The 25,964-nt window shown below is 70.4% G+C and carries 25 protein-coding genes; 14 read left to right on the forward strand and 11 right to left on the reverse strand.

The genetic code is table 11. The features are described from left to right. The first annotated feature begins 252 nt into the window (after positions 1–252). From ACF1B9_RS35985 to ACF1B9_RS35995, 3 genes are all read left to right on the forward strand, one after another. Positions 253–1,707 (forward strand): Gfo/Idh/MocA family protein, encoded by a 1,455-nt coding sequence (locus ACF1B9_RS35985; protein WP_391746546.1) that lies wholly within the window; start codon positions 253–255, stop codon positions 1,705–1,707. A 140-nt stretch (positions 1,708–1,847) separates the two neighbouring features. Then, the gene (locus ACF1B9_RS35990; protein WP_391746547.1) at positions 1,848–3,743 is read left to right on the forward strand and encodes an ABC transporter transmembrane domain-containing protein; all 1,896 of its coding nucleotides are present in this window, start codon (positions 1,848–1,850) and stop codon (positions 3,741–3,743) included. Further along, the gene (locus tag ACF1B9_RS35995) at positions 3,740–5,521 is read left to right on the forward strand and encodes an ABC transporter ATP-binding protein (RefSeq protein WP_391746548.1); all 1,782 of its coding nucleotides are present in this window, start codon (positions 3,740–3,742) and stop codon (positions 5,519–5,521) included. The genes ACF1B9_RS35990 and ACF1B9_RS35995 overlap by 4 nt, the downstream gene beginning before the upstream one ends. Positions 5,522–5,808: 287 nt before the next feature. Here the strand turns inward: ACF1B9_RS35995 and ACF1B9_RS36000 are convergent, their stop codons facing one another. From ACF1B9_RS36000 to ACF1B9_RS36015, 4 genes are read right to left on the reverse strand one after another with little or no spacing between them, the layout of a single operon-like run. After that, complete coding sequence (locus tag ACF1B9_RS36000) at positions 5,809–6,693, reverse strand: nucleoside hydrolase (protein WP_391746549.1); 885 nt, start codon at positions 6,691–6,693, stop codon at positions 5,809–5,811. Positions 6,694–6,748: 55 nt separating this feature from the next. Continuing rightward, positions 6,749–7,612 (reverse strand): carbohydrate ABC transporter permease, encoded by an 864-nt coding sequence (locus ACF1B9_RS36005; protein WP_391746550.1) that lies wholly within the window; start codon positions 7,610–7,612, stop codon positions 6,749–6,751. Between the two features lie 4 nt (positions 7,613–7,616). Beyond that, complete coding sequence (locus ACF1B9_RS36010; protein ID WP_391746551.1) at positions 7,617–8,528, reverse strand: carbohydrate ABC transporter permease; 912 nt, start codon at positions 8,526–8,528, stop codon at positions 7,617–7,619. Continuing rightward, a complete protein-coding gene (locus tag ACF1B9_RS36015) occupies positions 8,525–9,820 on the reverse strand; it encodes an extracellular solute-binding protein (protein ID WP_391746552.1) in 1,296 nt (431 codons plus the stop codon). The genes ACF1B9_RS36010 and ACF1B9_RS36015 overlap by 4 nt, the downstream gene beginning before the upstream one ends. Before the next feature lie 115 nt (positions 9,821–9,935). Here ACF1B9_RS36015 and ACF1B9_RS36020 point away from each other — a divergent pair, with 115 nt between their 5' ends. Continuing rightward, a complete protein-coding gene (locus ACF1B9_RS36020) occupies positions 9,936–10,994 on the forward strand; it encodes a LacI family DNA-binding transcriptional regulator (protein ID WP_391746553.1) in 1,059 nt (352 codons plus the stop codon). A gap of 28 nt (positions 10,995–11,022) precedes the next feature. On the opposite strand, the gene ACF1B9_RS36025 is transcribed toward ACF1B9_RS36020, so the two are convergent. After that, positions 11,023–11,814, reverse strand: a complete 792-nt coding sequence (locus ACF1B9_RS36025; protein ID WP_391746554.1) for a metal-dependent hydrolase — start codon at positions 11,812–11,814, stop codon at positions 11,023–11,025. Between the two features lie 78 nt (positions 11,815–11,892). Here ACF1B9_RS36025 and ACF1B9_RS36030 point away from each other — a divergent pair, with 78 nt between their 5' ends. Beyond that, positions 11,893–14,466, forward strand: a complete 2,574-nt coding sequence (locus tag ACF1B9_RS36030) for a DEAD/DEAH box helicase (RefSeq protein ID WP_391746555.1) — start codon at positions 11,893–11,895, stop codon at positions 14,464–14,466. A gap of 49 nt (positions 14,467–14,515) precedes the next feature. Then, the gene (locus ACF1B9_RS36035) at positions 14,516–15,388 is read left to right on the forward strand and encodes an acyl-CoA thioesterase (protein WP_391746556.1); all 873 of its coding nucleotides are present in this window, start codon (positions 14,516–14,518) and stop codon (positions 15,386–15,388) included. A gap of 12 nt (positions 15,389–15,400) precedes the next feature. On the opposite strand, the gene ACF1B9_RS36040 is transcribed toward ACF1B9_RS36035, so the two are convergent. Continuing rightward, the gene (locus ACF1B9_RS36040) at positions 15,401–15,640 is read right to left on the reverse strand and encodes a DUF6011 domain-containing protein (protein ID WP_391746557.1); all 240 of its coding nucleotides are present in this window, start codon (positions 15,638–15,640) and stop codon (positions 15,401–15,403) included. 83 nt (positions 15,641–15,723) lie between these two features. On the opposite strand from ACF1B9_RS36040, the gene ACF1B9_RS36045 reads away from it, so the two are divergent. Beyond that, on the forward strand, positions 15,724–15,996 hold the full coding sequence (locus tag ACF1B9_RS36045; RefSeq protein ID WP_391746558.1) for a hypothetical protein: 273 nt from the start codon (positions 15,724–15,726) through the stop codon (positions 15,994–15,996). A gap of 34 nt (positions 15,997–16,030) precedes the next feature. Here the strand turns inward: ACF1B9_RS36045 and ACF1B9_RS36050 are convergent, their stop codons facing one another. The 3 genes from ACF1B9_RS36050 to ACF1B9_RS36060 all read right to left on the reverse strand — a co-directional run bounded on the left by ACF1B9_RS36050 (position 16,031) and on the right by ACF1B9_RS36060 (position 17,782). Continuing rightward, positions 16,031–16,327: an SHOCT domain-containing protein gene (locus ACF1B9_RS36050; RefSeq protein ID WP_391746559.1), complete on the reverse strand. Its 297-nt coding sequence runs from the start codon at positions 16,325–16,327 to the stop codon at positions 16,031–16,033. 87 nt (positions 16,328–16,414) lie between these two features. Next, a complete protein-coding gene (locus tag ACF1B9_RS36055; protein WP_391746560.1) occupies positions 16,415–16,858 on the reverse strand; it encodes a DUF6325 family protein in 444 nt (147 codons plus the stop codon). A 486-nt stretch (positions 16,859–17,344) separates the two neighbouring features. Next, the gene (locus tag ACF1B9_RS36060) at positions 17,345–17,782 is read right to left on the reverse strand and encodes a hypothetical protein (protein ID WP_391746561.1); all 438 of its coding nucleotides are present in this window, start codon (positions 17,780–17,782) and stop codon (positions 17,345–17,347) included. 157 nt (positions 17,783–17,939) lie between these two features. On the opposite strand from ACF1B9_RS36060, the gene ACF1B9_RS36065 reads away from it, so the two are divergent. The 3 genes from ACF1B9_RS36065 (at position 17,940) to ACF1B9_RS36075 (ending at position 19,754) form a co-directional block, all read left to right on the forward strand. Then, a complete protein-coding gene (locus ACF1B9_RS36065; RefSeq protein ID WP_391746562.1) occupies positions 17,940–18,521 on the forward strand; it encodes a helix-turn-helix domain-containing protein in 582 nt (193 codons plus the stop codon). 49 nt (positions 18,522–18,570) lie between these two features. After that, positions 18,571–19,149, forward strand: a complete 579-nt coding sequence (locus tag ACF1B9_RS36070; RefSeq protein WP_391746563.1) for a GNAT family N-acetyltransferase — start codon at positions 18,571–18,573, stop codon at positions 19,147–19,149. A 116-nt stretch (positions 19,150–19,265) separates the two neighbouring features. Continuing rightward, entirely contained in the window at positions 19,266–19,754 is a 489-nt protein-coding gene (locus tag ACF1B9_RS36075) for a glutathione peroxidase (RefSeq protein ID WP_391746564.1), read from the forward strand. 201 nt (positions 19,755–19,955) lie between these two features. Here ACF1B9_RS36075 and ACF1B9_RS36080 read toward each other — a convergent pair whose 3' ends face one another. Next, entirely contained in the window at positions 19,956–21,182 is a 1,227-nt protein-coding gene (locus tag ACF1B9_RS36080; RefSeq protein ID WP_391746565.1) for an acyl-CoA dehydrogenase family protein, read from the reverse strand. Positions 21,183–21,357: 175 nt separating this feature from the next. On the opposite strand from ACF1B9_RS36080, the gene ACF1B9_RS36085 reads away from it, so the two are divergent. Continuing rightward, entirely contained in the window at positions 21,358–22,008 is a 651-nt protein-coding gene (locus tag ACF1B9_RS36085; RefSeq protein WP_376221062.1) for a TetR family transcriptional regulator, read from the forward strand. A 12-nt stretch (positions 22,009–22,020) separates the two neighbouring features. Here ACF1B9_RS36085 and def read toward each other — a convergent pair whose 3' ends face one another. Next, a complete protein-coding gene (gene def, locus ACF1B9_RS36090) occupies positions 22,021–22,566 on the reverse strand; it encodes a peptide deformylase (protein ID WP_391746566.1) in 546 nt (181 codons plus the stop codon). A gap of 114 nt (positions 22,567–22,680) precedes the next feature. Between def and ACF1B9_RS36095 the strand changes: the two genes are divergently transcribed. The 3 genes from ACF1B9_RS36095 (at position 22,681) to ACF1B9_RS36105 (ending at position 25,854) form a co-directional block, all read left to right on the forward strand. Then, positions 22,681–23,919 (forward strand): MurT ligase domain-containing protein, encoded by a 1,239-nt coding sequence (locus ACF1B9_RS36095; protein WP_351084807.1) that lies wholly within the window; start codon positions 22,681–22,683, stop codon positions 23,917–23,919. A gap of 34 nt (positions 23,920–23,953) precedes the next feature. Then, positions 23,954–24,682, forward strand: coding sequence for a type 1 glutamine amidotransferase (locus tag ACF1B9_RS36100; protein WP_391746567.1), 729 nt, complete (start codon positions 23,954–23,956; stop codon positions 24,680–24,682). Positions 24,683–24,825: 143 nt separating this feature from the next. Further along, positions 24,826–25,854: a 6-phosphofructokinase gene (locus tag ACF1B9_RS36105; RefSeq protein ID WP_391746568.1), complete on the forward strand. Its 1,029-nt coding sequence runs from the start codon at positions 24,826–24,828 to the stop codon at positions 25,852–25,854. Positions 25,855–25,964: the final 110 nt, after the last annotated feature.

A 25,964-nucleotide genomic window follows, 5' to 3' on the forward strand; every position in this document is an offset into this window, starting at 1 on the left:
GCGGGCCGGCGCGCCCGGCCGCCCCCCGCCGCGGGGGGGGGGGGGCGGCGGGCGCCCCCCCCCCCCCCCCCCCCGGGGGGGGGGGGGCGGGGGCCGCCCCCCCCCCCCCGGCGCTTGCGTGTGCACGAAAGTCCATGGTTTCGGAGCAGGAGTCCAATCACTCCCCTTGCGCATCAGCAGCCTCGACTACCAAGGTCCTTGGCGAGGTTCATTCACCAGCCGCGCACGTCAGACCCCCCTTCTGGAGGATCGATGAACGACGCAGCACAGCAGAACGGCGGTACGCAGGACGGCGACGAAGGCTCGATGAGCCGTCGCTCGGTCCTGTGGACGACCGCCTCGGTGGCCGGCGCCGGGCTCGGACTCGGCGCTCTCGGCAGCGGCACCGCAGCCGCCACCACGCCCGGCCGGGGCCCGGAAGCCGCTGTCACGGAACAGGCGGCCGCTCCGAAACGCCAGGGGCGCACCATGGTGGGAGTGCCGTTCGAGCGGCGGTCCACGGTCCGCGTCGGCATGGTCGGCCTCGGCAACCGTGGCGGCAGCATGATCGACCTCTTTCTCGCCGTCAGCGGCGTACAGGTCGTCGCCGTCTGCGACCCGGTCAGGGCCAAGGCCGAAAGAGCGGCGGCGAAGGTGACCGCCGCCGGTCAGCCGGCACCCGCCGTCTACACCAACGGCGAGGACGACTACGAGAATCTCTGCAAGCGCGGGGACATCGACTTCGTCTATGTGGCGACGCCCTGGGACTTCCACTTCGAGATGGCGAAGACCGCCATGCTCAACGGCAAGCATGTCGGCGTGGAGTGTCCGATCGCCCTCCGGCTCGACCAGCTCTGGGAGTTGGTCGATCTCTCCGAACGCACCAGACGCCACTGCATGCAGCTGGAGAACTGCTGTTACGGGCAGAACGAGATGCGGGTGCTCCGCATGGCGCACGCCGGGCTCTTCGGTGATCTGCTGCACGGCGCGGGCGCGTACAACCACGATCTGCGTGGCCTGATGTTCGACCCGAAGTACTACGAAGGTCCCTGGCGCAGGCTGTGGCACACCAGATTGCGGGGCGATCTCTACCCCAACCACGGCTTCGGTCCGGTCGCCAACTACATGGACCTCAACCGCGGCGACCGTGCGGTGAGCATCACCAGCGTCGGTTCACCGTCCCTGGGGCTCGCCGAGTACCGCGAGAAGAACATGCCGGCCGGCGATCCGAGCTGGAAGGAGACCTATATCGAGAGCGACCGGACGATCAGCCTCGTCCAGACCGCCAAGGGGGGGGTCATCCGTCTGGAGCACGACGTGTCCACTCCGCATCCGTACTCGCGGATCAACAGCCTCGGCGGTACGAAGGGGGTCTTCGAGGACTACCCGGCCCGCATCTACATCGAGCCCGACCACACGAACGACAACTGGGGCGATTTCTCCAAGTACGCCCAGTGGGACCACTGGCTGTGGAAGGAGCACGCCAACCCGCCCGGCGGACACGGCGGCATGGACTACATGCTGGTGTTCCGGCTGATGCAGTGCATGCGGCTCGGCCTCGTTCCCGATTTCGACGTGTACGACGCGGCGACGTGGACGTCGCCCGTGCCGCTCAGTCATCAGTCCATCAAGGCGAAGGGCGCCCCTCAGCAGATCCCGGACTTCACGCGCGGTGAGTGGAAGAAGGCCCGCTCCGGCATGGATTCGGAGAATCCGGAGAAGGGCTGACCGGCCCACATCCCGACGATCTCGCGGCCATGGCGCGATTCACCCCGTTCACGGAGAAAATCAATTGCTCCGACGGACGTCCCGGAGAGAGCCTTGCACGGTTTGAGTCATTCAACGAACAAACCGACACATGGGACGTCATGTACATTCGCGATCTTCCGTACTCGGATCCTGGCGATCCCGACGTCCGGTCAGGGCCACGCTTCCTGCTCTGGCTCGGCCGCAGCCAGCTCGGCGGTCAGCTCAAGGCCATGTCCTGGGGCCTGTTGCACCAGTGTTCCCTGGCCGGACTGCCACCCGCTGTCGGCTTCGCCGTGCAGGCCGTCGTCGACCGGTCGGGCAGCCGGCTCGCATGGGCGGGCGGCCTGATCGCCGTCCTGGGCGTGCTGATCGCACTGGGCGACACCATGCTCCATCGGACCGCCATCACCAACTGGATCACCGCCGCCGCGCGCGTTCAGCAACTGCTGGCCCGCAAGACAGCGGAACTCGGCTCGGCGTTGACCCGCCGGGTCGCCGCGGGCGAGGTCGTCGCCGTCTCCACCGGCGACGTCGAGAAGATCGGCTGGTTCGTCGAGGCGCTGTCCCGCTTCGCCGCGGCCGCGGCCGCCCTGGTGCTGATCTGTGTGGGGCTCATCCTCTATCTGCCGTCGCTGGGCATCCTGGTGACACTCGCCATGCCGTTGCTGGCCCTGGCCGTACTGCCGCTGCTCCCCCGGGCCACCCGGCGCGCCGACCTTCAGCGGGAGAAGGCGGGCAAGGCGACCGAACTGGCCTCGGACACCGTCGCCGGGCTGCGGGTGCTCCGCGGGATCGGCGGTGAGGAGCTGTTCCTCGGCCGCTACCGACGCGCTTCCCAGGAGGTCCGCAAGGCCGCGGTGCGCAGTGCCCGGATGTGGTCACTGATCTCCGCGATCCAGGTGCTCCTGCCCGGCGTGCTGCTCATCTCGCTGGTCGTGTACGGGGCGACGCTGGCCCGCGACGGCAGGATCGAGGTCGGTCAGCTGGTCACGGTGTACAGCGCGGCGACGCTGTTGCTGTTCCCGCTGCGCCACTTCGAGGAGATCGCGATGGCGTACTCCTTCTCGCGGCCCTCCGCCAAGCGTGCGGTGCGGGTGCTCTCGCTGCACCGCACGGACCGGCCGTCGACCCTCGACGCCACCCCGGTCGGCGATCTGTACGACCCGGTCACCGGGCTGATGGCCCCGGCCGGTCTGTTCACCGCGGTGGTCTGTGGCGATCCGGACGAAGCGGGACGGCTGGCCGAACGGCTGGGCGGACACGCTCATGCGGAAGCGGACCGGGGCACGGACGTGGCCACGGCGAAGGACGGAACGCGGAGCGGACCGGCTGCCGGAAAGCACGACGCGGAGGACGACATGGCGACGGCGCAGCACCCCCCGTCCGTCCTCCTCGGTGGCGTGCCGCTGGACGTACTCCCGCTGGGCTCCGCCCGGACGGCGGTGCTGGTCCAGGACAAGGACCCGGTCCTGCTCTCCGGCACACTGCGTGAGCTGCTCGATGTTCCCTCGTCCGGCCGAGTGAGCGCCGAGGACGCGCTGTCCGCCGCCCAGTGCGGTGATGTGCTGGACTCGTTGGCGCAGGCGTCCGCGACCACGGACGGCGGTCCGATGACGACACGCATCACCGAGCGCGGGCGTTCGCTCTCGGGCGGTCAGCGCCAGCGGCTCGCCCTGGCCCGTTCGCTGGTGACCGACCCGGAGGCGCTGGTTCTCGACGAGCCGACCTCCGCCGTCGACTCGCACACGGAGGCCCGGGTCGCCGCCGGAATCAAGGCGCTGCGCCAGGGGCGTACCACCGTGGCCTTCGCCTCGTCGCCGCTGCTGCTCGACCTGGCGGACCGGGTGGTACTGGTGCACGAGGGCGTGGTCGCCGCGGTCGGCGCACACCGTGAACTGCTGCACACGGACGCCCGCTACCGGGCGGTCGTGACGCGCGAGACGGACGACGAGATCGCGGCCCTGGCCTCCCGGGGCACGCTCAGGACGATCGAGGAAATCGAGGAACGGGCATGATCGGCGTCGCAGAACCGACGTACGACCCGGCCGCGCCGGAGTCGGCGACGACCCTGCCGGTCGGCACTCCCGCGACCGTACGAAGCTATGTACGGGAGCTGCTGGGGCGCCATCGCAGGCCGTTCGCCGTGCTGGTCACGTTCAACGCCATCGCGGTGATCGCCTCGCTCGTCGGCCCGTATCTGCTGGGCGGGCTGGTCGAGGACCTCTCCGACGGCGTCACCGACCTCCATCTGGAGCGCACCGCCGGAGTGTTCGCGCTCGCGCTGATCGTGCAGACCGTCTTCACCCGGATGATGCGTCTGCGCAGCGCGATGCTCGGCGAGGAGATGCTGGCCGATCTGCGCGAGGACTTCCTCGTACGGTCGGTGGGTCTGCCACCGGGTGTGCTTGAGCGGGCCGGGACGGGGGATCTGCTCTCCAGGATCACCACGGACATCGACCGGCTGGCCAACGCGATGCGCGAGGCCGTGCCGCAACTGGCGATCGGCGTGGTGTGGGCGGGGCTGCTGCTGGCCGCGCTGACGGCGACGGCTCCGCCGCTGGCCCTGTCGGTGCTGATCGCCCTGCCCGTCCTGATCATCGGCTGCCGCTGGTACTTCAAACGGGCGCCGTCCGCGTACCGTTCGGAGGCCGCGGGGTACGCGGCGGTCGCGGCGATGCTCGCGGAGACCGTGGACGCCGGGCGGACCGTGGAGGCGCACCGTCTGGGTGCGCGCAGGGTGATGCTGTCGGACCGGCGGATCAAGGAGTGGACGGCTTGGGAGCGGTACACACTGTTCCTGCGTTCCGTTCTCTTCCCTGTCATCAACACCACCTACGTGACGGTTCTCGGTGCGGTGCTGATGCTCGGCGGCTGGTTCGTCATCGAGGGCCGGCTGACCGTGGGGCAGTTGACGACGGGTGCGCTGCTGGCGCAGATGATGGTCGATCCGATCGGCCTGATCCTGCGCTGGTACGACGAGTTGCAGGTCGCTCAGGTGTCACTGGCGCGGCTGGTCGGCGTGCGGGACATCGAACCGGACGCGGGCAACGCGGAGGTGATCCCGGACGGCCGGGACGTCCGGGCCGACCAGGTGCGCTTCGGCTACCGTGCCGGGGTCGACGTTCTGCACCGCGTGTCGCTGGACGTGGCACCGGGTACACGTCTCGCGCTGGTCGGCCCGTCCGGGGCCGGCAAGTCCACGCTGGGCCGGCTGCTGGCCGGCATCTACGCGCCACGGACCGGTGAAGTGAAACTCGGCGGTGCGGAGTTGTCGCACATGAAGGCCGAGCAGGTACGTACGCATGTGGCACTGGTCAACCAGGAGCACCATGTGTTCGTCGGTTCACTGCGGGACAACCTCCTGCTGGCCCGGGCCGGTGCCGAGGACGCCGAGCTGTGGGCGTCGCTCGCGGCGGTCGACGCGGACGGCTGGGCGAAGGCGTTGGAGAAGGGGCTGGACTCCGAGGTCGGCTCCGGCGGCCTGGCGCTGACGCCCGCTCAGGCACAGCAGATCGCACTGGCCCGGCTGGTACTGGCCGATCCGCACACCTTGGTGCTGGACGAGGCGACGTCGCTGCTGGACCCGCGGGCCGCCCGGCACCTGGAGCGGTCGCTGGCCCGGGTGCTGGACGGCCGTACGGTCGTGGCGATCGCCCACCGGCTGCACACCGCGCACGACGCGGATGTGATCGCGGTGGTGGAGGGCGGCCGGATCAGTGAACTGGGCAGCCATGACGAGCTGGTGGCGGCGGACGGCGCCTACGCGGCGCTGTGGCGGTCCTGGCACGGCTGAGGCGCGATCACGTCCGATGTGCCGTACGAAGCCCCGTCCGCCGAACCGGTCCCGGCGGCCGACCGGTCGGCCGTTCCCTCATCCCGGTGACCTCGCCGCCGTGACCGTCGGACCCGCGCGACCCCGCCGACGAGGTCCTCGTCGGCGGGGTCGCGCACCGGTTGCCCCGGGCGGCCCGGTCGCTGTCCTGCGCGGTGCGAACGGCCGGGGGCCGTACCACCGGGATCACCGGCCGAACCGGCCACGGCCGCACCGCTGCCGGTTCCGCCGCGCCCGGCGGCCGGTGCTCAGTCGCGCCGGGAGGCCCGGACGATGCGGGCGACGATCTCCTCCGCGACGGCCGCCATGTCGGCGTCCACGACGAGGTCGACGTTGCCGTCCGGGTCGGCCGTGAAGACGGTCAGCCCTTCGTCGGTGACCTCGACCCTGCCGCGCCGGGTGGTGTAGAGGTCGGGGCGCAGCAGGGAGAGCGCCGTGATCGGGTCGTGCGGGACGCTCCACGGTTCGCCGGTGAAGCCGGTCCAGGCGTCGATCTCGCGGGCGAGTGCGGCACCGTAGGCGCCGGCTTCCCGGATCGCTTCGATACCGGGCCGTTCGATGCGCAGCCGGGTGGTGATGTCCAGGCCGGTGACGACGGTGCGGATGCCGGAGGCGAACACGATGCGGGCGGCCGTGATGTCGCTGACGATGTTGTGCTCGGCCTTGGCCTCGGGCCCGAAGCTGCCGCCCATCATGTACAGGGTGCGTACGCCTGCGGCGAAGCGGTCGTCGAGGCGGATCGCGCGGGCGATGTTGGCCAGCGGGGCGATGGCGATGACATCGGTCGCGCCGGGCCGGGCGAGGACGGAGTCGACGAGGAAGCGGTCGGCGGCGACGGTGTCGCGTACCGGTTCGGTCTCCAGGTCGGTGAAGGCCCTGCCCTCGTGCCCGGCCCACCAGACCTCCTTGCCGGAGAGGGTGTCGGTGGCTCCGGGGACGACGGTGAGGTCGTGGCCGGCGAGGGCGCCGAGCCGGTGTGCGAGGCGGGCCCGGAGCAGGGTGTCGCCGTAGACGGTGGTGATGCCGGTGATGCGGGCCTCGGGCGAGCCGAGCAGCACGCCGAGGGCGAGCGCGTCGTCGACGTCGCTGCCGATGTCGGTGTCCAGGAGGATGTGGGCGAGGGGATGGGTCACGGTGTTCCTCGGGTCGTGGGGATGGGTTTCGTCGGGCGGCCGGTTCGGCCGGCGGTCACTTCAGACCGCTGCCCGCGATCGACTGTGTGAAATACCGCTGCAGGCGCAGCAGGACGACGAGCGGGATGACGGTCAGGACGACGGCGGCGGCGAACACCTGGCCGTAGTCGACGACCATCTGGCCCTGGAGGGTGCCGAGTGCGATCGGGCCGAGTTGCTTGTCGGGTTCGGTGCCGACGAGCAGCGGCCACATGTAGGACTGCCACTGGAAGGTGAACAGGGTCAGTCCGGCGCCGATCAGCGCGGGCCGCGACAGGGGCACGTGGATCCGCAGGAAGATGCCCCACCAGCCGAGCCCGTCCATCCGGGCGGCCTCGACGAGTTCGCGCGGGATTGCGAGGAAGAACTGGCGCAGCAGGAAGATCGCGAGGCCGTTGCCGATGCCGGGCAGGACGAGTCCGGCGTAGGTGTTCTGCAGGCCCCAGTCGCGGAAGACGTCCGAGAGCGGGATCGCTATGGCGTCGAACGGGATCATGAAGCTGAGCAGGATCACGGCGAAGACGAGTCCGCGGCCTCGGAAGGTGAAGACCGAGAGCGCGAACGCGGCCATGGCCGAGAGCAGCAGCCCGAGCAGGACGGTGGTGGCGGCCACGCCGATGGAGTTGAGCACGGCGCGGCCGAAGTCGCCCTGGAAGAGCGTCACATAGTTGTGCAGCGTGGCATCGGTCGGTATCAGGCTGCTCCAGGAGAGCCGGTCGAGTCCGGCCAGGACCTTGTCGCCGGGGCGGAGCGATCCGGTGAGCACCCACAGGAGCGGGAGGGCGAAGAGCACGCCGATGACGACGGCGGTGACGAGCGGCATGTGTCTGAGTGCCAAGGGGCGGCGCCCCGTCGGCTGCTGGGAGGCGGTTGTCTTCATCGGTTCACTCCTCGCCCTTGCCCCGCATCATCCGGAACTGGACGGCCACGACCGCGAGGGTGATGGCGACGAGCACCACCACTTCGGCCTGGGCGAAATTGATGTCGCCGACGCTGTAGGCGCGGCGGAACACGTCGTACATCATGAGATCGGTCGAGCCGTCGGGTCCGCCGCGGGTCAGCAGTTGCACCGGGGCGAACACCAGGAAGTTGGAGACGGTGTCGGCGACCAGGACGAAGGCGATCGGGCGGCGCAGCAGCGGCAGTGTGACATGGACGAACCGCTGCCAGGCGGTGGCGCCGTCGACCGCGGCCGCGTCGTAGCACTCCTGCGGGATGTCCTGGAGTCCGGCGATCAGGAACATCATCCAGTAGCCGACGCCGACCCAGGACATCAGCACGATGACGGCGAAGAGCGCCTGTTGCGAGCTGGTGAGGAAGGGCTGCGGCGGAATACCCATCGTGCCGAGGACGGCGTTGAGCGGCCCTTCGGGGCGGTAGAGGATGCCCCAGATGACCGCGGAGACGGCCGGCGGTACGGCGATGGGTGCGAAGACCAGCGACCGCCAGAAGCGGACGCCCGCGAAGCGGCGGTTCAGCAGGACGGCGAGACCGAGTGCGATGAGCACCTGGAGCGGGTTGATGACCAGGCTGAACAGCAGCGTGACACGGACGCTCTGCCAGAACTGGCTGTCGGCGAAGAGGTCCGCGTAGTTGTCGAAGCCGACGAACGTGGTGACGTCGTCGACGAGGCTGTGGTGGCGCAGGCTGCTGATGACCGCCATCGCGGCGGGCAGCAGTCGCAGTACGACGAGGGCGAGCAGCGCGGGTGCCAGGAAGTACAGGGCGGTCCGGCCCTGCGAGGCCGGGCGGTGGCGCGAGAAGCGCTTCGGGGACCGTGGGGCCGTGGTGGTCATCGCAGTCGCTCCCAGGTACGCACCAGTTCTCCGGATGCCTTGACCAGCCGGGGTTCCACGGCCGAGCCGTTGCGGATGTCGGAGAAGGCGGAGCCCATGACGGTCTCGAACTGGGTGTAGCCGATGCTGCGCGGCCGGCTGACGGCGGTGTGCGCGAGTTCGTACCGCATGATCGTGGCCACGCCTGCGGTGCTCCTGGTGGCCTTGTGCTCCAGGTCCGCCGCGTCGCGCTCGAAGGCCGCACGGTTGGACGGGATGAGCGGGGACGCCTCGACGGTTTGCAGGCTGCCGCCGGTGGTGAGCGCGGCGTACTCCATGAACCGCAGCGCCGCGTCGGGGTGTTGGGCGTACGGGTTCACTCCCCAGGACCAGGAGTCGGTGGGGGTGACGGCGCGTCCCTCGGCGAACTTCGGCTGCGGCGCGGTGCCCCAGGTGAAGTCCTTCAGTCCGGCGAAGGCGCCGAGATTCCAGGGGCCGCCGACGAAGAACGGCACCCGGCCGGAGGTGAAGAGCGAGGAGAGCTGGTACGAGGGGATGCCGCGGGGTGAGGAACCGTCAGCGAAGAGCGTCCGGTACCAGTCGAGGGCGTCGATCCAGCCCCGGGTGGTGACGGCGGGGGTGAGCATGTCCTTGCCGGTGATGCCCGAGCCGCCGTGCAGGGACTCGACGAGCGGCTGGAGCCCGTAGTAGAGGTCGGTCTGTTCCAGCAGCAGGGCGTGGTCGGCGCCGGCCCGTTCCATGGTGCGGCGGCCGACGCTCTTGGTCCGCTCCCAGCTCCAGCGGTCGGCGGGGGCCGCTCCGGGCAGGGGTGCGCCGGCCCTGGTCAGCAGGTCCGCGTTGTAGAAGAGGTACTGGGTGGACGTCCAGATCGGCAGCGAGCGGAGCCTGCCCTGCCAGGAGCTGACGCCGTACTGCTCGTGGGTGACGGCGGCCCTGGCCCGGTCGGCGATCGGGGCGAGGTCGGTGAGGAAGCCGCGCGCGCTGAGTGCCGGTACGCGGGGCTGGTCGACGGCGTACACGTCGATCGCGTCGTCCTTCGCGGAGAGCCGCAGCTGGAGGACGTCACCGAGTTGGTCCGGCGGTACGGGGGTGTAGTCGATCCGCAGGTCGGGATTGGCCCGCTCGAAGCCTCGGATGACCGCCCGGAACGTCTCGGGGGTCTCCGGGCCGAGGAACCGTACCGCTGTTCTGCCGTCCGCCGGACGACCGCCCGAGCAACCCGCCAGGACCGCGGCCGACGCCGCACCGAGCGCGGCGCCGAGCACGGTTCTGCGGCTTGGAGAGCTCGTCATACGGCTCTCCGGCCTGCAATGGACATCGAGTCTCCAAATCGTTTTGCATCCCTGGCACGGCGCATGTGCGGCGCGATCGCAAGCACCATACAAAACGTTTTGCACAATGGATAGAGTGACCTCGAACACCAGGACAACATTCCTGGACGACAGCGGGAGGCCGATGGTGCAGGGCGGGAGCCGGGTCAAGATCGTGGACGTCGCGTCCGAGGCGGGCGTCAGCGTCACCACGGTGTCTCATGTGCTGAGCGGTCTCCGCCCCGTGTCGGCCACCACCCGCGCCCGGGTCGAGGACGTCATACAGCGCCTCGGTTACCAGGCCGATCCGTCGGCGCGCGGCCTGCGCACCCAGCGCACCCGCACCCTGGGGCTGGTCGTCCCGGACATCACCAACCCGTTCAACACCTCGATCGCCGCGGGCATGCAGGAGATCGCCCTGGCCCACGAGTACCTGACGGTGGTCTGCGAGGCCCCCATGGACGGCCCGCACCTGCCCGCGGTGATCCGGCAGCTGGTGGCGCGCCGCATCGACGGCATCGTGATCGGCCGGTACGGCGCCACCAGGCGCGACCTGGACCGCGTCGTGGCGTCGGGATCGAAGCTCGTACGGCTCGGAGGGCGGCTGGAGCCGGCGCTCGGCGATGTGGTCAGGGCCGCCGAGACCGAGGGAATGCACGACCTGGTCAGCCATCTGGTGGGCCGCGGCTACCGGCGGATCGCGTTCATCGGCGGCACACCGGGGGTGGAGCCGGGCGGGGAGCGGTTCACGGGCTACCGCAAGGCCCTGGAATCGGCCGGGCTGCCGGTCGCGGACGAACTCGTCGTCTGGACCGGCTTCACCCGCGAGGGCGGGCGGGCCGGGGCCGCGACCGTGCTGAACGCGGCGGAGCGCCCGGACGCCGTGGTGTGCGCCAACGACCTGATCGCGATCGGCGCACTGGACACGGCACGGGCCGCCGGGCTGCGCGTGCCGCACGACGTGGCGATCACCGGATACGACGACATCGAGGCGGCCTCACTGGTCTCCCCCGCGCTCACCACCGTGCTCAACCCGGCCCGCGAGATCGGGCGTTCGGCCGCACAGCTGCTGGTGGACCGCCTCGACGGGGACGGAGCGGGGACGGCCAGGGAGATCGTCCTGGCCCACCGGCTGGTACCGCGCGAGTCCGCCTGAGCGCACCGGGAGGTGCCGGATGCGGCGGTCAGATGAAGTTCAGCGCCGCCGCTCCGCCCAGTCCCCCGAGCACCATGAAGGCCGGCATCAGCACCTTCAGCTCCACCCAGCTGCCGGCCCGGAACCGCATGCCCTTCGGCGGCCCGATCGGGTACCAGCGCTTGCGGCCCAGCGGGATGGGCCACAGGATCGGGCAGCCGGAGACGGTCAGCGCGTCACCGATGTCGTGGACGAGCGCCCCGAGCACGATCGGCAGCCCGAGCCACAGGTACTCCTGGCCCGGGGCGCTGAACAGCCAGTCCGAGCCGTTGCCCGGCTTGTCCAGGACGCCCGCCAGTGTCCAGGCGCTGGTCGCGCCGAGCAGCCACACCAGGACGTCGCTGGACATCCGCGCGGCCCGCCACAGCAGTCCTTCGACGGCGAGCACCAGGTGGACGAAGAGGATCGCCAGAACCGCCCACCGACCGCCGGTGATCGCCGCGCCGGAGGCCCCGGCACCGATCAGGACCGCCCACAGCCAGGTGTGGGTCAGCGTCCGGTGGCCGCCGTTGCGGTTCGAGTCGCCGCGCATCCGGGTCGCCTTGTAAACCGCGTGCGAGAGCTTGTCGACGATCTCGCAGAGGCCCCGGGAGACCGGCCCGAAGGCGCGCGAGATGGTGGCGGACTTGTGGTCGAGGTCCGGCGCGAGCGCCGCTCCGGCGGTGATCAGCGCGCCGACGACGAGCACGGGCCACGGCATCGTGTGGCCGGCGGCGGCCGCCGCCGCACCCACCCCCAGCCAGGCCGCTGCCCCTGACAGAGAATGTGCCGGTCCCATCATGGTTCTTCCCGCCCCCAAAGTCGTCCTGCCGCCATTGCCGCCCAGGCACGGCCGAGTTGAGTGGGCAGCGTATCGTCCGTGATCTTCGTGCGGTCGTCCGGTTCCCTCATCCGGACGGAAGGCAGGCAAGATGGGGGCGTGACCCTTATCGATCAGCTGCCCCCGACCGACGACCCCGACGCCCTCTTCGAGGCTTTCTCGTCCTGGACCGAGACACGGGGCATCACCCTCTATCCCGCTCAGGAGGAGGCGCTGATCGAGGTGGTCTCCGGCGCGAATGTGATCCTTTCCACCCCGACCGGCTCCGGGAAGAGCCTGGTCGCGGCCGCTGCGCACTTCACGGCGCTGGCCCAGGACAAGGTCACCTTCTACACCGCGCCGATCAAGGCACTGGTCTCGGAGAAGTTCTTCGACCTGTGCAAGCTGTTCGGTACGGAGAACGTCGGCATGCTCACCGGCGACGCCTCCGTCAACGCCGATGCCCCGGTGATCTGCTGCACGGCCGAGGTACTGGCCTCCATCGCGCTGCGTGACGGGAAGTACGCCGACATCGGCCAGGTCGTGATGGACGAGTTCCATTTCTACGCCGAGCCGGACCGCGGCTGGGCCTGGCAGATCCCGCTCCTGGAGCTGCCGCAGGCCCAGTTCGTCCTGATGTCGGCGACGCTCGGCGACGTCAGGATGTTCGAGGAGGACCTGACCCGCCGCACAGGCCGCCCCACGTCCGTGGTGCGCTCCGCGACCCGGCCGGTGCCGCTCAGTTACGAGTACCGGCTGACCCCGATCACCGAGACCCTCACCGAGCTGCTGGAGACCAGGCAGTCGCCGGTGTACATCGTGCACTTCACCCAGGCCGCGGCCGTCGAGCGGGCACAGTCGCTGATGAGCATCAACATGTGCACCAAGGAGGAGAAGGAGAAGATCGCCGACCTGATCGGCAACTTCCGCTTCACCACCAAGTTCGGCCAGAACCTCTCCCGCTACGTGCGCCACGGCATCGGGGTGCACCACGCGGGCATGCTGCCGAAGTACCGGCGTCTGGTGGAGAAACTCGCTCAGGCGGGTCTGCTGAAGGTGATCTGCGGTACGGACACCCTCGGCGTCGGTGTCAACGTACCCATCCGCACCGTGCTGTTCACCGCGCTCACCAAGTACGACGGCAATCGCGTCCGCACGCTGCGCGCCCGGGAGTTCCACCAGATCGCGGGCCGCGCGGGCCGGGCCGGATTCGACACGGCGGGCTTCGTCGTGGCGCAGGCGCCCGAGCACGTCATCGAGAACGAGAAGGCCGTCAAGAAGGCGGGCGACGACCCCAAGAAGAAGCGCAAGGTGGTCCGCAAGAAGGCCCCCGAGGGCTTCGTCGCCTGGTCGGAGACCACCTTCGACAAGCTGATCCAGTCCGATCCGGAGCCGCTGACCTCCCGCTTCCGCGTCACGCACACGATGCTGCTGTCCGTGATCGCGCGTCCCGGCAACGCCTTCGAGGCGATGCGGCGCCTGCTGGAGGACAACCACGAACCACGCAGGGCCCAGCTGCGTCACATCCGCCGGGCCATCGCGATCTACCGCTCGCTGCTGGACGGCGGTGTCGTGGAGCAGCTCGACGAGCCGGACGCGGAAGGCCGGATCGTCCGGCTCACCGTCGATCTCCAGCAGGACTTCGCGCTCAACCAGCCGTTGTCCACCTTCGCGTTGGCCGCGTTCGACCTGCTGGACCCCGACTCCCCCTCGTACGCGCTGGACATGGTCTCCGTCGTCGAGTCGACGCTCGACGACCCGCGGCAGATCCTCGCCGCCCAGCAGAACAAGGCGCGCGGCGAAGCGGTCGGGCAGATGAAGGCCGACGGCGTCGAGTACGAGGAGCGCATGGAGCTGCTCCAGGACGTCACGTACCCGAAGCCGCTGAGCGAGCTGCTGTGGCACGCGTACGACGTGTACCGCAGGAGCCACCCCTGGGTGGGCGACCATCCGGTGTCGCCGAAGTCCGTGATCCGTGACATGTACGAACGCGCCATGACGTTCACGGAGTTCACCTCGAACTACGAGCTGGCCCGCACCGAGGGCATCGTGCTGCGCTATCTCGCGAGCGCGTACAAGGCCCTGGAACACACCATCCCGGACGACATCAAGTCCGAGGACCTCCAGGACCTGATCGCCTGGCTCGGCGAGATGGTCCGCCAGGTGGACTCCAGCCTGCTCGACGAATGGGAGCAGCTCGCCAACCCGGAGGTGGAGACCGCCGAGGAGGCGCAGGAGCGGGCCGACGAGGTCAAGCCGGTCACGGCCAACGCCCGCGCCTTCCGGGTGCTGGTCCGCAACGCGATGTTCCGCCGGGTGGAGCTGGCCGCGCTGGACAAGGTCGGCGAACTCGGCGAGCTGGACGGCGACGCGGGCTGGGACGAGGACGCCTGGGGCGACGCGATGGATGCCTACTGGGACGAGTACGACGACCTGGGCACGGGTCCGGATGCCCGCGGGCCGAAGCTGCTGAAGATCGACGAGGACGCCGCGCACGGACTGTGGCGGGTCCGGCAGACCTTCGCCGACCCGAACGGCGACCACGACTGGGGCATCAGCGCGGAGGTCGATCTGGCCGCGTCCGACGAGGAGGGCCGGGCCGTGGTCCGCGTCACCTCCGTCGGTCAGCTGTGAGCGCGTACGCCGTGGGGGCGGCGCCGCTGCGAGAGTGGAGGCGAACCACATGAGGAACCCGGCCGAACACCTGGTCGATCTGCTCGACCTGGAGCGGATCGAGGTCAACATATTCCGTGGGCGCAGCCCCCAGGAGTCCCTGCAGCGGGTCTTCGGCGGGCAGGTAGCCGGACAGGCCCTGGTGGCGGCCGGCCGTACCACCGACGGGGACCGGCCGGTGCATTCGCTGCACGCCTACTTCCTGCGTCCGGGACGGCCGGGTGTACCGATCGTCTACGAGGTCGAGCGCATCCGGGACGGCCGGTCGTTCACCACCCGCCGGGTCACGGCCGTCCAGCAGGGCCGGACGATCTTCAATCTGACGGCGTCCTTCCACCGGCCGGAGGAGGCGGGCTTCGAGCACCAGCTGCCGCCCGCCCGCGAGGTCCCCGACCCCGAGGAGCTGCCGACCGTCGCCGAGGAGGTGCGCGAGCACCTCGGGTCGCTCCCGGAGGCGCTGGAGAGGATGGCCCGGCGGCAGCCCTTCGACATCCGGTACGCCGACCGGCTGCGCTGGACGGAGGAGGAGGTCAAGGGCGCGGACCCGCGCAGCGCCGTCTGGATGCGCGCGGTCGGCCCGCTGGGCGACGACCCCCTCGTGCACACCTGCGCCCTGACCTACGCCAGCGACATGACGCTCCTCGACGCGGTCCGCATCCCGGTGGAGCCGCTCTGGGGTCCGCGCGGCTTCGACATGGCGTCGCTGGACCACGCGATGTGGTTTCACCGGCCGTTCCGGGCCGACGAATGGTTCCTCTACGACCAGGAGTCGCCGGTCGCCACGGGCGGACGGGGGCTGGCGCGCGGCCGGATCTACGACCGCGGAGGGAATCTGCTGGTCTCCGTGGTTCAGGAGGGGCTGTTCCGCCGCCTGGGCGCGTAGCCGTGCAGGGGCTCAGATGCCGGGGAGCGGGTCCTGCTCGACCTCGTGGCGGCGGGTGCGGATGTCCGGGGGCGCCGGGTGCAGTTTGGCGTCGCAGGCGGGGCCGAGGCCGGTGCGGCGTGAATCCGTGCCGGTGAGCGGGCGGCCGCACATGCGGCAGCGCACCAGCCGCCGACGGCTGGTGCGGTCGGCCGGGCCGTCGTCGGGCAGGGGATCGATCCCGGATCCGGGGAGGGTTTCGGCGGAGTCCACGGATCGATCTTCGCAGGACGCCCGTCCACTGTGCGACGGTCGCCCAGCCCGGTTGCCCCGAGGCCGTCGGCCTCAAGGGACGGATGTTCTGGTGGTACGTGTGGTGGCTGCTGTTCCCCGTCCAGGTGGCCATCGGCGTGGGCAGTGTCCTGAGCGGCGGCGGCGATGTGGCGCGCGGGCCGCGGCGCATCATCTGGCGGGCCCGCCAGGAGATCCCGCTGGAGTTCTGGTCGGACGGCGACGAGATCCACGTCCACGCGCCATGGGTCGACCGGCGGCTCGCAGCCGCACTGACGGCGCTGATCCGCACCTTCGACAGCTGGCTGGGCACTCCGTGGGACGACGGGCAGAAGTGAGCCGGACGCGGCCCCGGTCCTGCGGCCCGACCGGTCAGAGGGCGAGGACTCTGGCCTTCTGGGCCTCGAACTCGCTGTCGCTCAGCACTCCTTGGCTCTTGAGGTCCCCCAGCACCTTGAGCTGAGCGATCTTGTTGCTCATCTCGTCCTCCTGCGCGAGGGACGTGGGCACGGGAGACGGAGGCGCTGCGGGGGCGGGCCGTGCCTGCGCCCGCACGGCGTCCTGCTGCGCCCAGCGGCCCGCCTGTCGCCGGGAGACCCGGTTGGAGACCGAGGTGGCGGCTCCGGCGATCACCGCTGTACGGGCGACACCGCGAAGAAGGCCTGGCATGGTGCATCTCCTTTGACTGGCTCCACGGGAACGGTCGGCCCGGCCGAGCCGCGCGGGGACGGTCGGTCCGACGAGACCGTGGACGGCTCAGGCCCTGGCCTCGGCCGCGTCGAGCGAGGCCAGGACCTCCTGGATCGGGATACGGCCGTCGGCGACGACGCGGCCTCCGGAGCGGCGCAGGGCGGCCGCGAACGGTCCCGCCCACACGTTCTCGTAGATGAGGATTCCGGCCGCGCTGCCGGGTTCGAGGATCGCGCTCGCCTCGTCGATGTCCTCCTGGCCGAGCAGGCCCGAGGACGCCCCTTGGAACACGGTGAGCGCGTCGTCGTCCCCGGTCAGTTCGGAGAGCTCCACTCCGTCGACCGTGCCGTCCGGGTTCTTCCTGATGAAGGTCAGGTCCAGGATGCGGATGATGCCCCGGTCGACGAGGTCGACCAGCATCGGCAGTCCTTCTCCCGTCATCGGTCTGCCCGCCGGGAACTCGACCACCAGGTAGTCGATCGGTCCCGTCTCGTCGCTCTCGCCGCTCACGCCAGCTCCTCAGCATCTCGACTGTCCCGGGTCCGCCGCAGACCACGGCCTTCGCCATTGCACCAGTGGGTGGGCCGGAACGCATCTCGGTCATGGACGCGAGTGGGCGCGGGCCCGGGTGCGCCATCGGACGGACAGCGGGTCGCCCCGGTGGGCGATCGGTGCGAGCCCTGACCCTCCTGTCCCTCGCCGCCACGGCTGGTGGTCGCGCCCGGACGGCCTGCCGGGCGGGCCCGGATTCCGGCCGCCGGGGCGTCCTCCTCGTGTCGACGCGGCCCCTGGCTCGGATCCTGCCGGTCCCGCACCGCCGGGCGGGTGAAGGACGACGACGTCGCGGGAGCCGCGCGCGGGCGCGCGCTCTTCGGTACGGGGCTGACAGGACGGGGGCCGGACCGTCGGTCCTGCTGAGTCCCCCGTGACGTACGTGAGCATCTTGTCGAAGGTGTGGCGGGCCGGGGCATCGACGACGGCAGGGCCGGTGCGGCGTCAGGCCGCCTTCTCCTCCTGCGGACTCGCGCACAGCGCCCAAAGAATGAAGACATTGATCGCGATGAGCACGATCGACCACAACGGGTAGAAGGGCAGCCACACGAAGTTGGCGAGTGCGCCCAGGCCCGCCAGCACGATACCGACGACGCGTGCCCACGCGGCCCCGGTGAACAGGGCACAGCCGGCGAGGAGGATGACGATGCCCAGAACGAGGTGGATCCAGCCCCAGCCGGTGAGGCTGAACCGGAACACATAGTTGTGCGTGGCGAGGAACACCCTGTCCCTGCCGATGGCAGCGATCCCTTCGAAGATCGCCATTGCCCCGCCGAAGATCATCAGAATTCCGGCGAAAGCGGTCCAGCCGTACCGGAAAGGATGGTGCGAACCCGGGACGGTGTCACGCAACACACTCGACCCGTTGCTGGTACTGGCCATTTCGGCCTCCTCGGGTAGCGGAGCGATCCGGCGGACCCGAGTGGGCCCGCCCGAGCGTCTCCGCACCAGCGTGGCACGTCCGTACCGGGTCAGCAGAACGACCACGCCCGGCTGTCTCCCCGACAGGAATTCTCCAATCAGGGATATCCTCTCCATTATGAGAGAATCTGGTGCGGCAGAGCCCGGCTCCGTCGACGCCCGGCTCGCCGCGCGGCTGGGCGAACTGCGTACCGAACGCGGCTGGTCGCTGGACGAGCTGTCCCGGCACAGCGGGGTGAGCCGCTCCACGCTGTCCCGGCTGGAACGGGGCGAGTTGAGCCCGACCGCCGCTCAGCTCGGCACGTTGTGCACGGTCTACGAGCGGACCATGTCCCGGCTGCTGATGGAAGTGGAGGCGGAACCACCGCAACTCGTTCCCGCCGCGCGGCAACCGGTATGGCGGGACGACGCGTCGGGCTTCGTACGCCGCTCGGTCTCGCCTCCGCACACCGGCCTGCGCGCGGAGATCATCGAGGGCACGCTCGGTGCGGGGGCCTCCATCGCGTACGAGAACGCACCCGTGCCCGGCGTGGAGCAGCATGTCTGGGTGCTGGAGGGGACGGCCGAGATCACCGTCGACGGCATTGCGCACACCGTGCGCAGCGGTGACTGTCTGCGCTTGCGACTGGCCGGCCCTTCGCACTTCCACTGCCCGGGACCGGAGCAGGTCCGCTACGCACTGGTGATCGTCCTGCCATGAGAACCGCAAGAACCGTGAACGCCGTGAACGCCGCGAGAGGACTCGCTTCATGATCGAGATCGTTTCGGTCTCCGGACCCGAACTGGTCACCTACGCCGACGAGTTGGCCGCCCTGCTGGTGGAGACCGTGAACGGCGGATCGTCGGTGGGCTTCCTCGCTCCGCTGGAGCGTGACACAGCCGCTGCCTGGTGGCGGGAGAGGGCCGGGGCCGTCGACGCCGGGCACCTCCAGGTGTGGATCGCCCGGGACGCGGAACGGGTGACCGGAACCATCGGCCTGGTCCGGGCTCCGCTGCCGAACGCCCGCCACCGCGCCGAGGTGGCCAAGCTGATGGTCCGTCCGTCGGCCCGCGGCCAGGGGGTGGGCCGGTCGCTGCTCGCCGCCGCCGAACAGTCGGCCGCGGAGTCGGGGATCACGCTGCTGGTGCTGGACACCGAGAGCGGCAGCCCCGCCGAACGGCTCTACCGTTCGGCGGACTGGACGGAGTGCGGATCGATTCCGGACTACGCCGCCGATCCGGCGGGGACTCTGAAGCCGACGACCCTCTACTGGAAGGCGGTCGGATCCGCGCCCGAGACATCGGATCGCGCGGCAGGCCGGGCCACGCCCATGCCCTCGCCTTCGTAGGCGACGCACAGGAGTTCGGCGGCCTCACTCGTACCGGCGCTCGGGACCGCCCCTCGGGATCAACGACGCGCGTGGGCGGGACAATGACCCCGGAAGCCCGACTACGAGGAGACCTCATGGCGCTGTACGACATTCCCCTGCGCACGCTCACCGGCGAGCCCACCTCCCTGGCCGACTACCGCGGCCGGGCGGTCCTGTTGGTGAACGTCGCGTCGAAGTGCGGACTCACCCCGCAGTACGCCGGCCTGGAACGGCTCCAGAGCGCGTACGAGGACCGCGGCTTCACCGTGCTCGGCGTGCCGTGCAACCAGTTCGCGGGGCAGGAGCCGGGAACGCCGGAGGAGATCCGGACGTTCTGCTCGACGACGTACGGTGTCAGCTTCCCGCTGCTGGAGAAGACCGACGTCAACGGGGAGGGGCGCCACCCGTTGTATGCCGAGCTGACCGGCCTCGCGGACGAGGACGGCGAGGCCGGCGACGTCCAGTGGAACTTCGAGAAGTTCCTCATCTCGCCGACGGGTGAGCCGGTCGCGCGACTGCGCCCGCGCACGGAGCCGGAGGACCCGGAGCTCATCGCCGCCATCGAGTCCCAGCTGCCCGCCTGACCGTTGCCGTCCTCGGTGCCGGACGGCCGCTTCGCGCCCGATCGCCGGACGGGCTGGACTTTCAGCCTGTCCGGCGATTCGAGGACAGCCGGCGCCGGGGTGCGGGCCGCACGAGCACGAACCATGCACGCCGGGTGATGCGACAGCGCGGCGAGGTGCCGTGCCGGGCGTCGCGAGCCGGTGAACCCTCCGGTCACAGCACTAACGGATCGGCATGCCCGAGAGGGTGCGGGCGATGACCAGGCGCTGGATCTCGCTCGTGCCCTCGAAGATCGTGTAGATCGCCGCGTCGCGGTGCATCCGCTCCACCGGGTACTCACGGGTGAAGCCGTTGCCGCCGAGGATCTGGACGGCCTGTGCGGTGACCTTCTTCGCCGTCTCGCTCGCGTACAGCTTGGACATGGAGCCCTCGGCCGAGGTGAACGGCTTGCCGGTGGTCGCCATCCAGGAGGCGCGCCAGACCAGCAGCCGGGCCGCGTCGATCCGGGTGCGCATGTCGGCGAGCTGGAAGGCGACGCCCTGGTTGTCGATGATCGGCCGACCGAACTGGGTGCGGGTCTTCGCGTAGTCCAGCGCGACCTCGTACGCCGCACGGGCGGTGCCGACCGCCATGGCGCCGACCGCGGGGCGGGATGCCTCGAAGGTGGCCATCGCCGCGTTCTTCACCCGCTCGCCACCGGACGCGGCGCGCTCACGGGCCCGAGCCAGGCGCTGGTCGAGCTTCTCCTTGCCGCCGAGCAGGCAGTGACCGGGAACCCGGACGTCCTCCAGGACCACCTCTGCGGTGTGCGAGGCACGGATGCCGTGCTTCTTGAACTTCTGCCCCTGGGAGAGACCGGGGGTGTTCGGCGGCACGATGAACGAGGCGTGCCCCTTGGAGCCGAGCTCGGGGTCCACCACGGCGACCACGACATGGACGTTGGCGATGCCGCCGTTGGTCGCCCAGGTCTTCGTGCCGTTCAGCACCCACTCGTCCTTCGTCTGGTCGTACACCGCGCGGGTGCGCATCGAGGCGACGTCGGAGCCCGCGTCCGGCTCGGAGGAGCAGAAGGCCGCGACCTTGACATCGTCCGCGTCGCCGTACATCTGCGGGATCCACGTGCCGATCTGCTCCTCGGTGCCGTTGGCGAGGACGCCCACGGCCGCCAGGCCCGTGCCGACGATCGACAGCGCGATGCCCGCGTCGCCCCAGAAGAGCTCCTCCATCGCCATCGGGATGCCGAGGCCCGTCGGGTCGAAGAACTGCTGGGCGTAGAAGTCGAGGGAGTAGATGCCGACCTTGGCCGCCTCCTGGATGACGGGCCAGGGTGTCTCCTCACGCTCGTCCCACTCAGAGGCCGCCGGACGGATCACATCCGCGGCGAAGCCGTGAAGCCAGTCACGGACCTGCTTCTGGTCGTCGTTGAGTTCGAGCGTGAACTCGGCCATGTTCCCCTCCACGTACTGCCCCGGAAAACCATTCGTTACTTGCGGTAACCGCAGTCTGTTACCGACAAGTAGCCCCTGTCAACCGCCCGGGTGCCGATCCGCACACCGCAGGGCAGGGTGTTACGTTGCGCAGGCAGGACGCAATGTGCACGGCCAGGGGCGGGGAGAGGGCGACATGGAGACCACACGACAGGCCGAGCGGCAGCGGACAGCGGCCGAGAGCCGCCGCCGCGAGCTGCTGGAGGCCGCCGACCGCGTGGTGCTCAGGGACGGGCCGGGGGCCTCGATGAACGCCATCGCGGCGGAGGCCGGAATCACCAAGCCCATTCTCTACCGGCACTTCGGCGACAAGGGCGGCCTCTACCGCGCTCTGGCCAAGCGCCACACCGATGCCCTCCTGATCGCCCTGCGGGCCGCGCTCGACGCGCCCGCCGAGCGCCGCAGACGCGTGGAGTCCACGCTCGACACCTATCTCGCGGCGATCGAGGCCCGGCCTCAGGTCTACCGCTTCCTGATGCACCCGTCCGACGACTCGGCCCCCTCGACCGAGCAGGGCTTCGATGTCGGCCGGCACTCCGCGCCGCTGCTGCGGCGGCTCGGCGAGGAGCTCGCCCTGGTGATCGCCGAGCGGGTGGACCTGGGTCCCGACAGCGAGGCGATGGCCCGCATCTGGGGCCATGGCATCGTCGGCATGATGCATGCCGCAGGTGACTGGTGGTTGGGTGAACGCCCTTGTTCGCGCGAGCAGTTGGTGCGCAGCCTGGCGGATCTGCTGTGGGGCAGGCTGGCCGCCGCGGGCGACCGGCCCGGGGGCCCCGGGTTCTGAGCGAGGGTGCGGTCAGCGGCCGGGAGCCCAGGGCGCCCGGCGGACCGCGCGCAGAGCTCTCGCCCGGCGCAGCCCGGTGAGCCGGTCCGTGTAGACCGCGCCTTCGAGGTGGTCGCACTCGTGCTGCAGGCAACGGGCGAAGAAACCGGTCCCGGTGACCCGCACCGGCTCACCCGCCACGTTCACGCCCTCGACGACGGCGCGGTCGAAGCGCGGGGTGCCGGCCTCCATACCGGGCAGCGAGAGACAGCCCTCCGGGCCGCGCACGGTGATGCCGTCCGCCTCGACCAGCTTCGGATTGACGAGATGTCCGAGATGCCGGACGTCGTCGTCGTCCGGGCAGTCGTAGACGAACACCCGCAGCGGAACGCCGACCTGATTGGCCGCGAGCCCGACCCCCTGGGCCGCGTACATGGTGGCGTACATGTCCTCGACGAGGCGTGCGAGCGAGGGACCGAAGTCCGTGACGGGTTCGCAGGCATCGCGCAGGACCGGATCACCGAGCAGACTCATGGCACGAATCAGTCCGGAACTGCCGGGGATCGGGCGGTTTCGCATGGCGGCAATCGTACGTTCCACGTGACCTCCGCGTTCCCGACGGTGCCACCGTGCGGTCACCGCGCCGGACATCGATAGGCTGGGCGCGGACCGATGCAAGGAGGATCTAGGACGATGGCAGGCAACACGGAGCCGTTGTCGCCGCGGGCCAAGCTGGCCGTGACGGCGGGTAAGGCCGCGGCGGCGGTGTCGCGCGCCGCGGGGCGCGGCAGCGGATCGGTGATCGGCGGCCGGGTGGCGCTCAAGCTCGACCCCGACCTGCTGGGGCGGCTGGCGCAGCACCTGGACGTGATCCTCGTGTCGGCGACGAACGGCAAGACGACGACGACGCGGCTGATCGCCGAGGCGCTGCGGGCCGCGGGCCCGGTCGTGTCGAATGCGCTCGGCGCGAACATGCCGGCGGGCATCACCTCGGCACTGGCGGGCGGCTCGGACGCGAAGTACGGCGTCATAGAAGTCGACGAGAAGTATCTCGCCGGGGTCGCACGCGACACGACACCGAAGGTGATCGCGCTGCTCAACCTCTCCCGCGACCAGCTGGACCGCGCCGCGGAGACCCGGATGCTCGCGGAGAAGTGGCGTGAGGGGTTGTCCGGCTCGAAGGCCGTGATCGTCGCGAACGCCGACGATCCGCTGATCGTGTGGGCGGCGTCCTCCTCCCCCAATGTGGTGTGGGTGGCAGCCGGCCAGGCATGGAAGGACGACGCCTGGTCCTGCCCGTCCTGCGGCGGTGTGATGCAGCGCCCCGGCGACGACTGGTTCTGCGGCGAGTGCGGATTCCGTCGCCCCGCCCCCAGCTGGGTGCTGCACGGCGACTACGTGCTGGATCCGCACGGCTCGGCGTGGCCGATCCATCTCCAGCTGCCCGGCCGCGCCAACAAGGCCAACGCCACCAGCTCCGCCGCCGTGGCCGCCGTCTTCGGTGTGCCGCCGCAGGTGGCGCTGGAGCGCATGTATCAGGTGCAGGCCGTCGCGGGCCGCTACGACGTGGTCGGATTCCTCGGCCGTGAGCTGCGGCTGCTGCTGGCGAAGAACCCGGCGGGCTGGCTGGAAACGTTCTCCCTGATCGACCCGCCGCCCACCCCGGTGATCCTCTCCGTCAACGCCCGTGGCGCCGACGGCACGGACACGTCATGGCTGTGGGACGTGGACTACACCCAGCTGGCCGGTCACCCGATCTTCGTGCTCGGTGACCGCAAGCTGGATCTCGCGGTCCGTCTCGAAGTGGCCGGTCTCGACTTCCGGGTCTGCGAGAACCTCGACGAGGCCGTTCAGCAGGCACCGCCCGGCCGGATCGAGGTCATCGCCAACTACACCGCCTTCCAGGACCTGCGCCGTCGTGTCGGCAACTGAACCCGGCCCCGGCCACCTCCGGAGAGGACGAAGCATGAGCAACAACGGTCTGCGTCTGGTCTGGGTCTACCCCGACCTGCTCAGCACCTACGGCGACCAGGGCAACGCGCTCGTGGTGGAGCGCCGGGCCCGGCAGCGCGGACTCGACGTGCAGCGCGTCGACGTCCGCAGCGACCAGCCGGTGCCGACGTCCGGCGACATCTATCTGATCGGCGGCGGTGAGGACCGGCCGCAGCGTCTCGCAGCGGAGCGGCTGCGCCGCGACGGCGGGCTCAGCCGGGCCGCGTCCAACGGCGCGATCATCTTCTCGGTCTGCGCCGGGTACCAGATCCTCGGCCACGAGTTCATCAACGACCTCGGGGAGCGCGAGCCCGGTCTCGGGCTGCTCGACGTGGTCTCCACCCGTGGCGACGGGGCCCGGTGCGTCGGTGACGTACTGGCCGACATCGACCCGCACCTCGGCCTGCCGCCGCTGACCGGTTTCGAGAACCACCAGGGCATCACCCATCTCGGCCCGACGGCACGGCCGTTCGCCCGGGTGCAGTTCGGCCGGGGCAACGGCACCGGCGACGGCACCGAGGGCGCGTACAACGACACCGTCTTCGGCACGTACATGCACGGGCCCGTGATGGCACGCAACCCGCTGATCGCGGATCTGCTGCTGAAGCTGGCGCTCGATGTCAACGCACTGCCCCCGACGGACGACCGCTGGTACGAGGCACTGCGCGCCGAGCGCATCGCCTCGGCGACCCAGCCCGCCTGATGAGGCGTATTCAGCTCAGCTGAGCGGCGTCCAGCAGGCGGACGGCCGGTTCGGTCCCGCCACCCTGCGCCGGTAGGGTGGCGGGGAACCAACCGGACGACGTGGTCCGGTCGTCGGCCCACGTTGCAAAGGTTTCCCGGGCAATGCGAATTGGTGTGCTCACCTCCGGCGGCGACTGCCCCGGCCTCAACGCCGTCATCCGCTCCGTCGTCCATCGCGCGGTGGTCGACCACGGCGACGAGGTCATCGGCTTCCACGACGGGTGGAAGGGGCTCCTCGACTGCGACTACCGCAAGCTCGACCTCGACGCGGTCGGCGGCATCCTCGCCCGCGGCGGTACGATCCTCGGCTCCTCCCGGGTCCAGCCCGCCCATCTGCGGGGCGGCGTCGAACAGGCCAGGGGCCATGTCGCCGACCTCGCTCTCGACGTGATCATCCCGATCGGCGGCGAGGGCACGCTGAAGGCGGCCAATCTGCTCTCCGAGGCGGGACTGCCGATCGTCGGGGTGCCGAAGACGATCGACAACGACATCGCCTCCACCGATGTGACCTTCGGATTCGACACCGCCGTCGGCGTCGCCACCGAGGCACTCGACCGGCTGAAGACGACCGCCGAATCGCACCAGCGGGTGCTGATCGTCGAGGTCATGGGCCGCCACACCGGCTGGATCGCCCTGCACTCGGGCATGGCCGCCGGTGCGCACGCCATCGTCGTGCCGGAGCGCCCCTTCGACATCGATGAACTGACCGAGGTGGTCGGCAGGCGATTCTCGGCCGGCAAGAAGTTCGCGATCGTCGTCGTCGCCGAGGGCGCCAAGCCGCGCGAGGGCACGTCCATGGAGATCGAACAGGGCACCAAGGACATCTACGGGCACGAGCGGTTCGCCGGCATGGCCACGCAGCTCTCCGGCGAGCTGGAGCGGCGCCTCGGCAAGGAGGCCCGCCCGGTGATCCTCGGCCATGTGCAGCGCGGCGGCACCCCGACCGCGTACGACCGTGTGCTCGCCACCCGCTTCGGCTGGCACGCGGTGGAGGCTGCGCACCGCGGCGAGTTCGGCATGATGACGGCGCTGCGCGGGACGGACATCGCGATGGTGCCGCTGGGCGAGGCCGTGGAGACCCTGAAGACGGTCCCGGCCGAGCGGTACGCCGAGGCGGAGTGCGTGCTCTGAGCGACACCCCTGTCCGACGAACCGCCCCCGGTCGCAGCTGCGGCCGGGGGCGGTTCTACTCTGGTCGGGACAACCGGCACGAAACGGGGATGTCCCCAGCGGGAGTGAAC

Source organism: Streptomyces sp. NPDC014727, assembly GCF_043083485.1.
Taxonomy (GTDB): Bacteria; Actinomycetota; Actinomycetes; order Streptomycetales; family Streptomycetaceae; genus Streptomyces.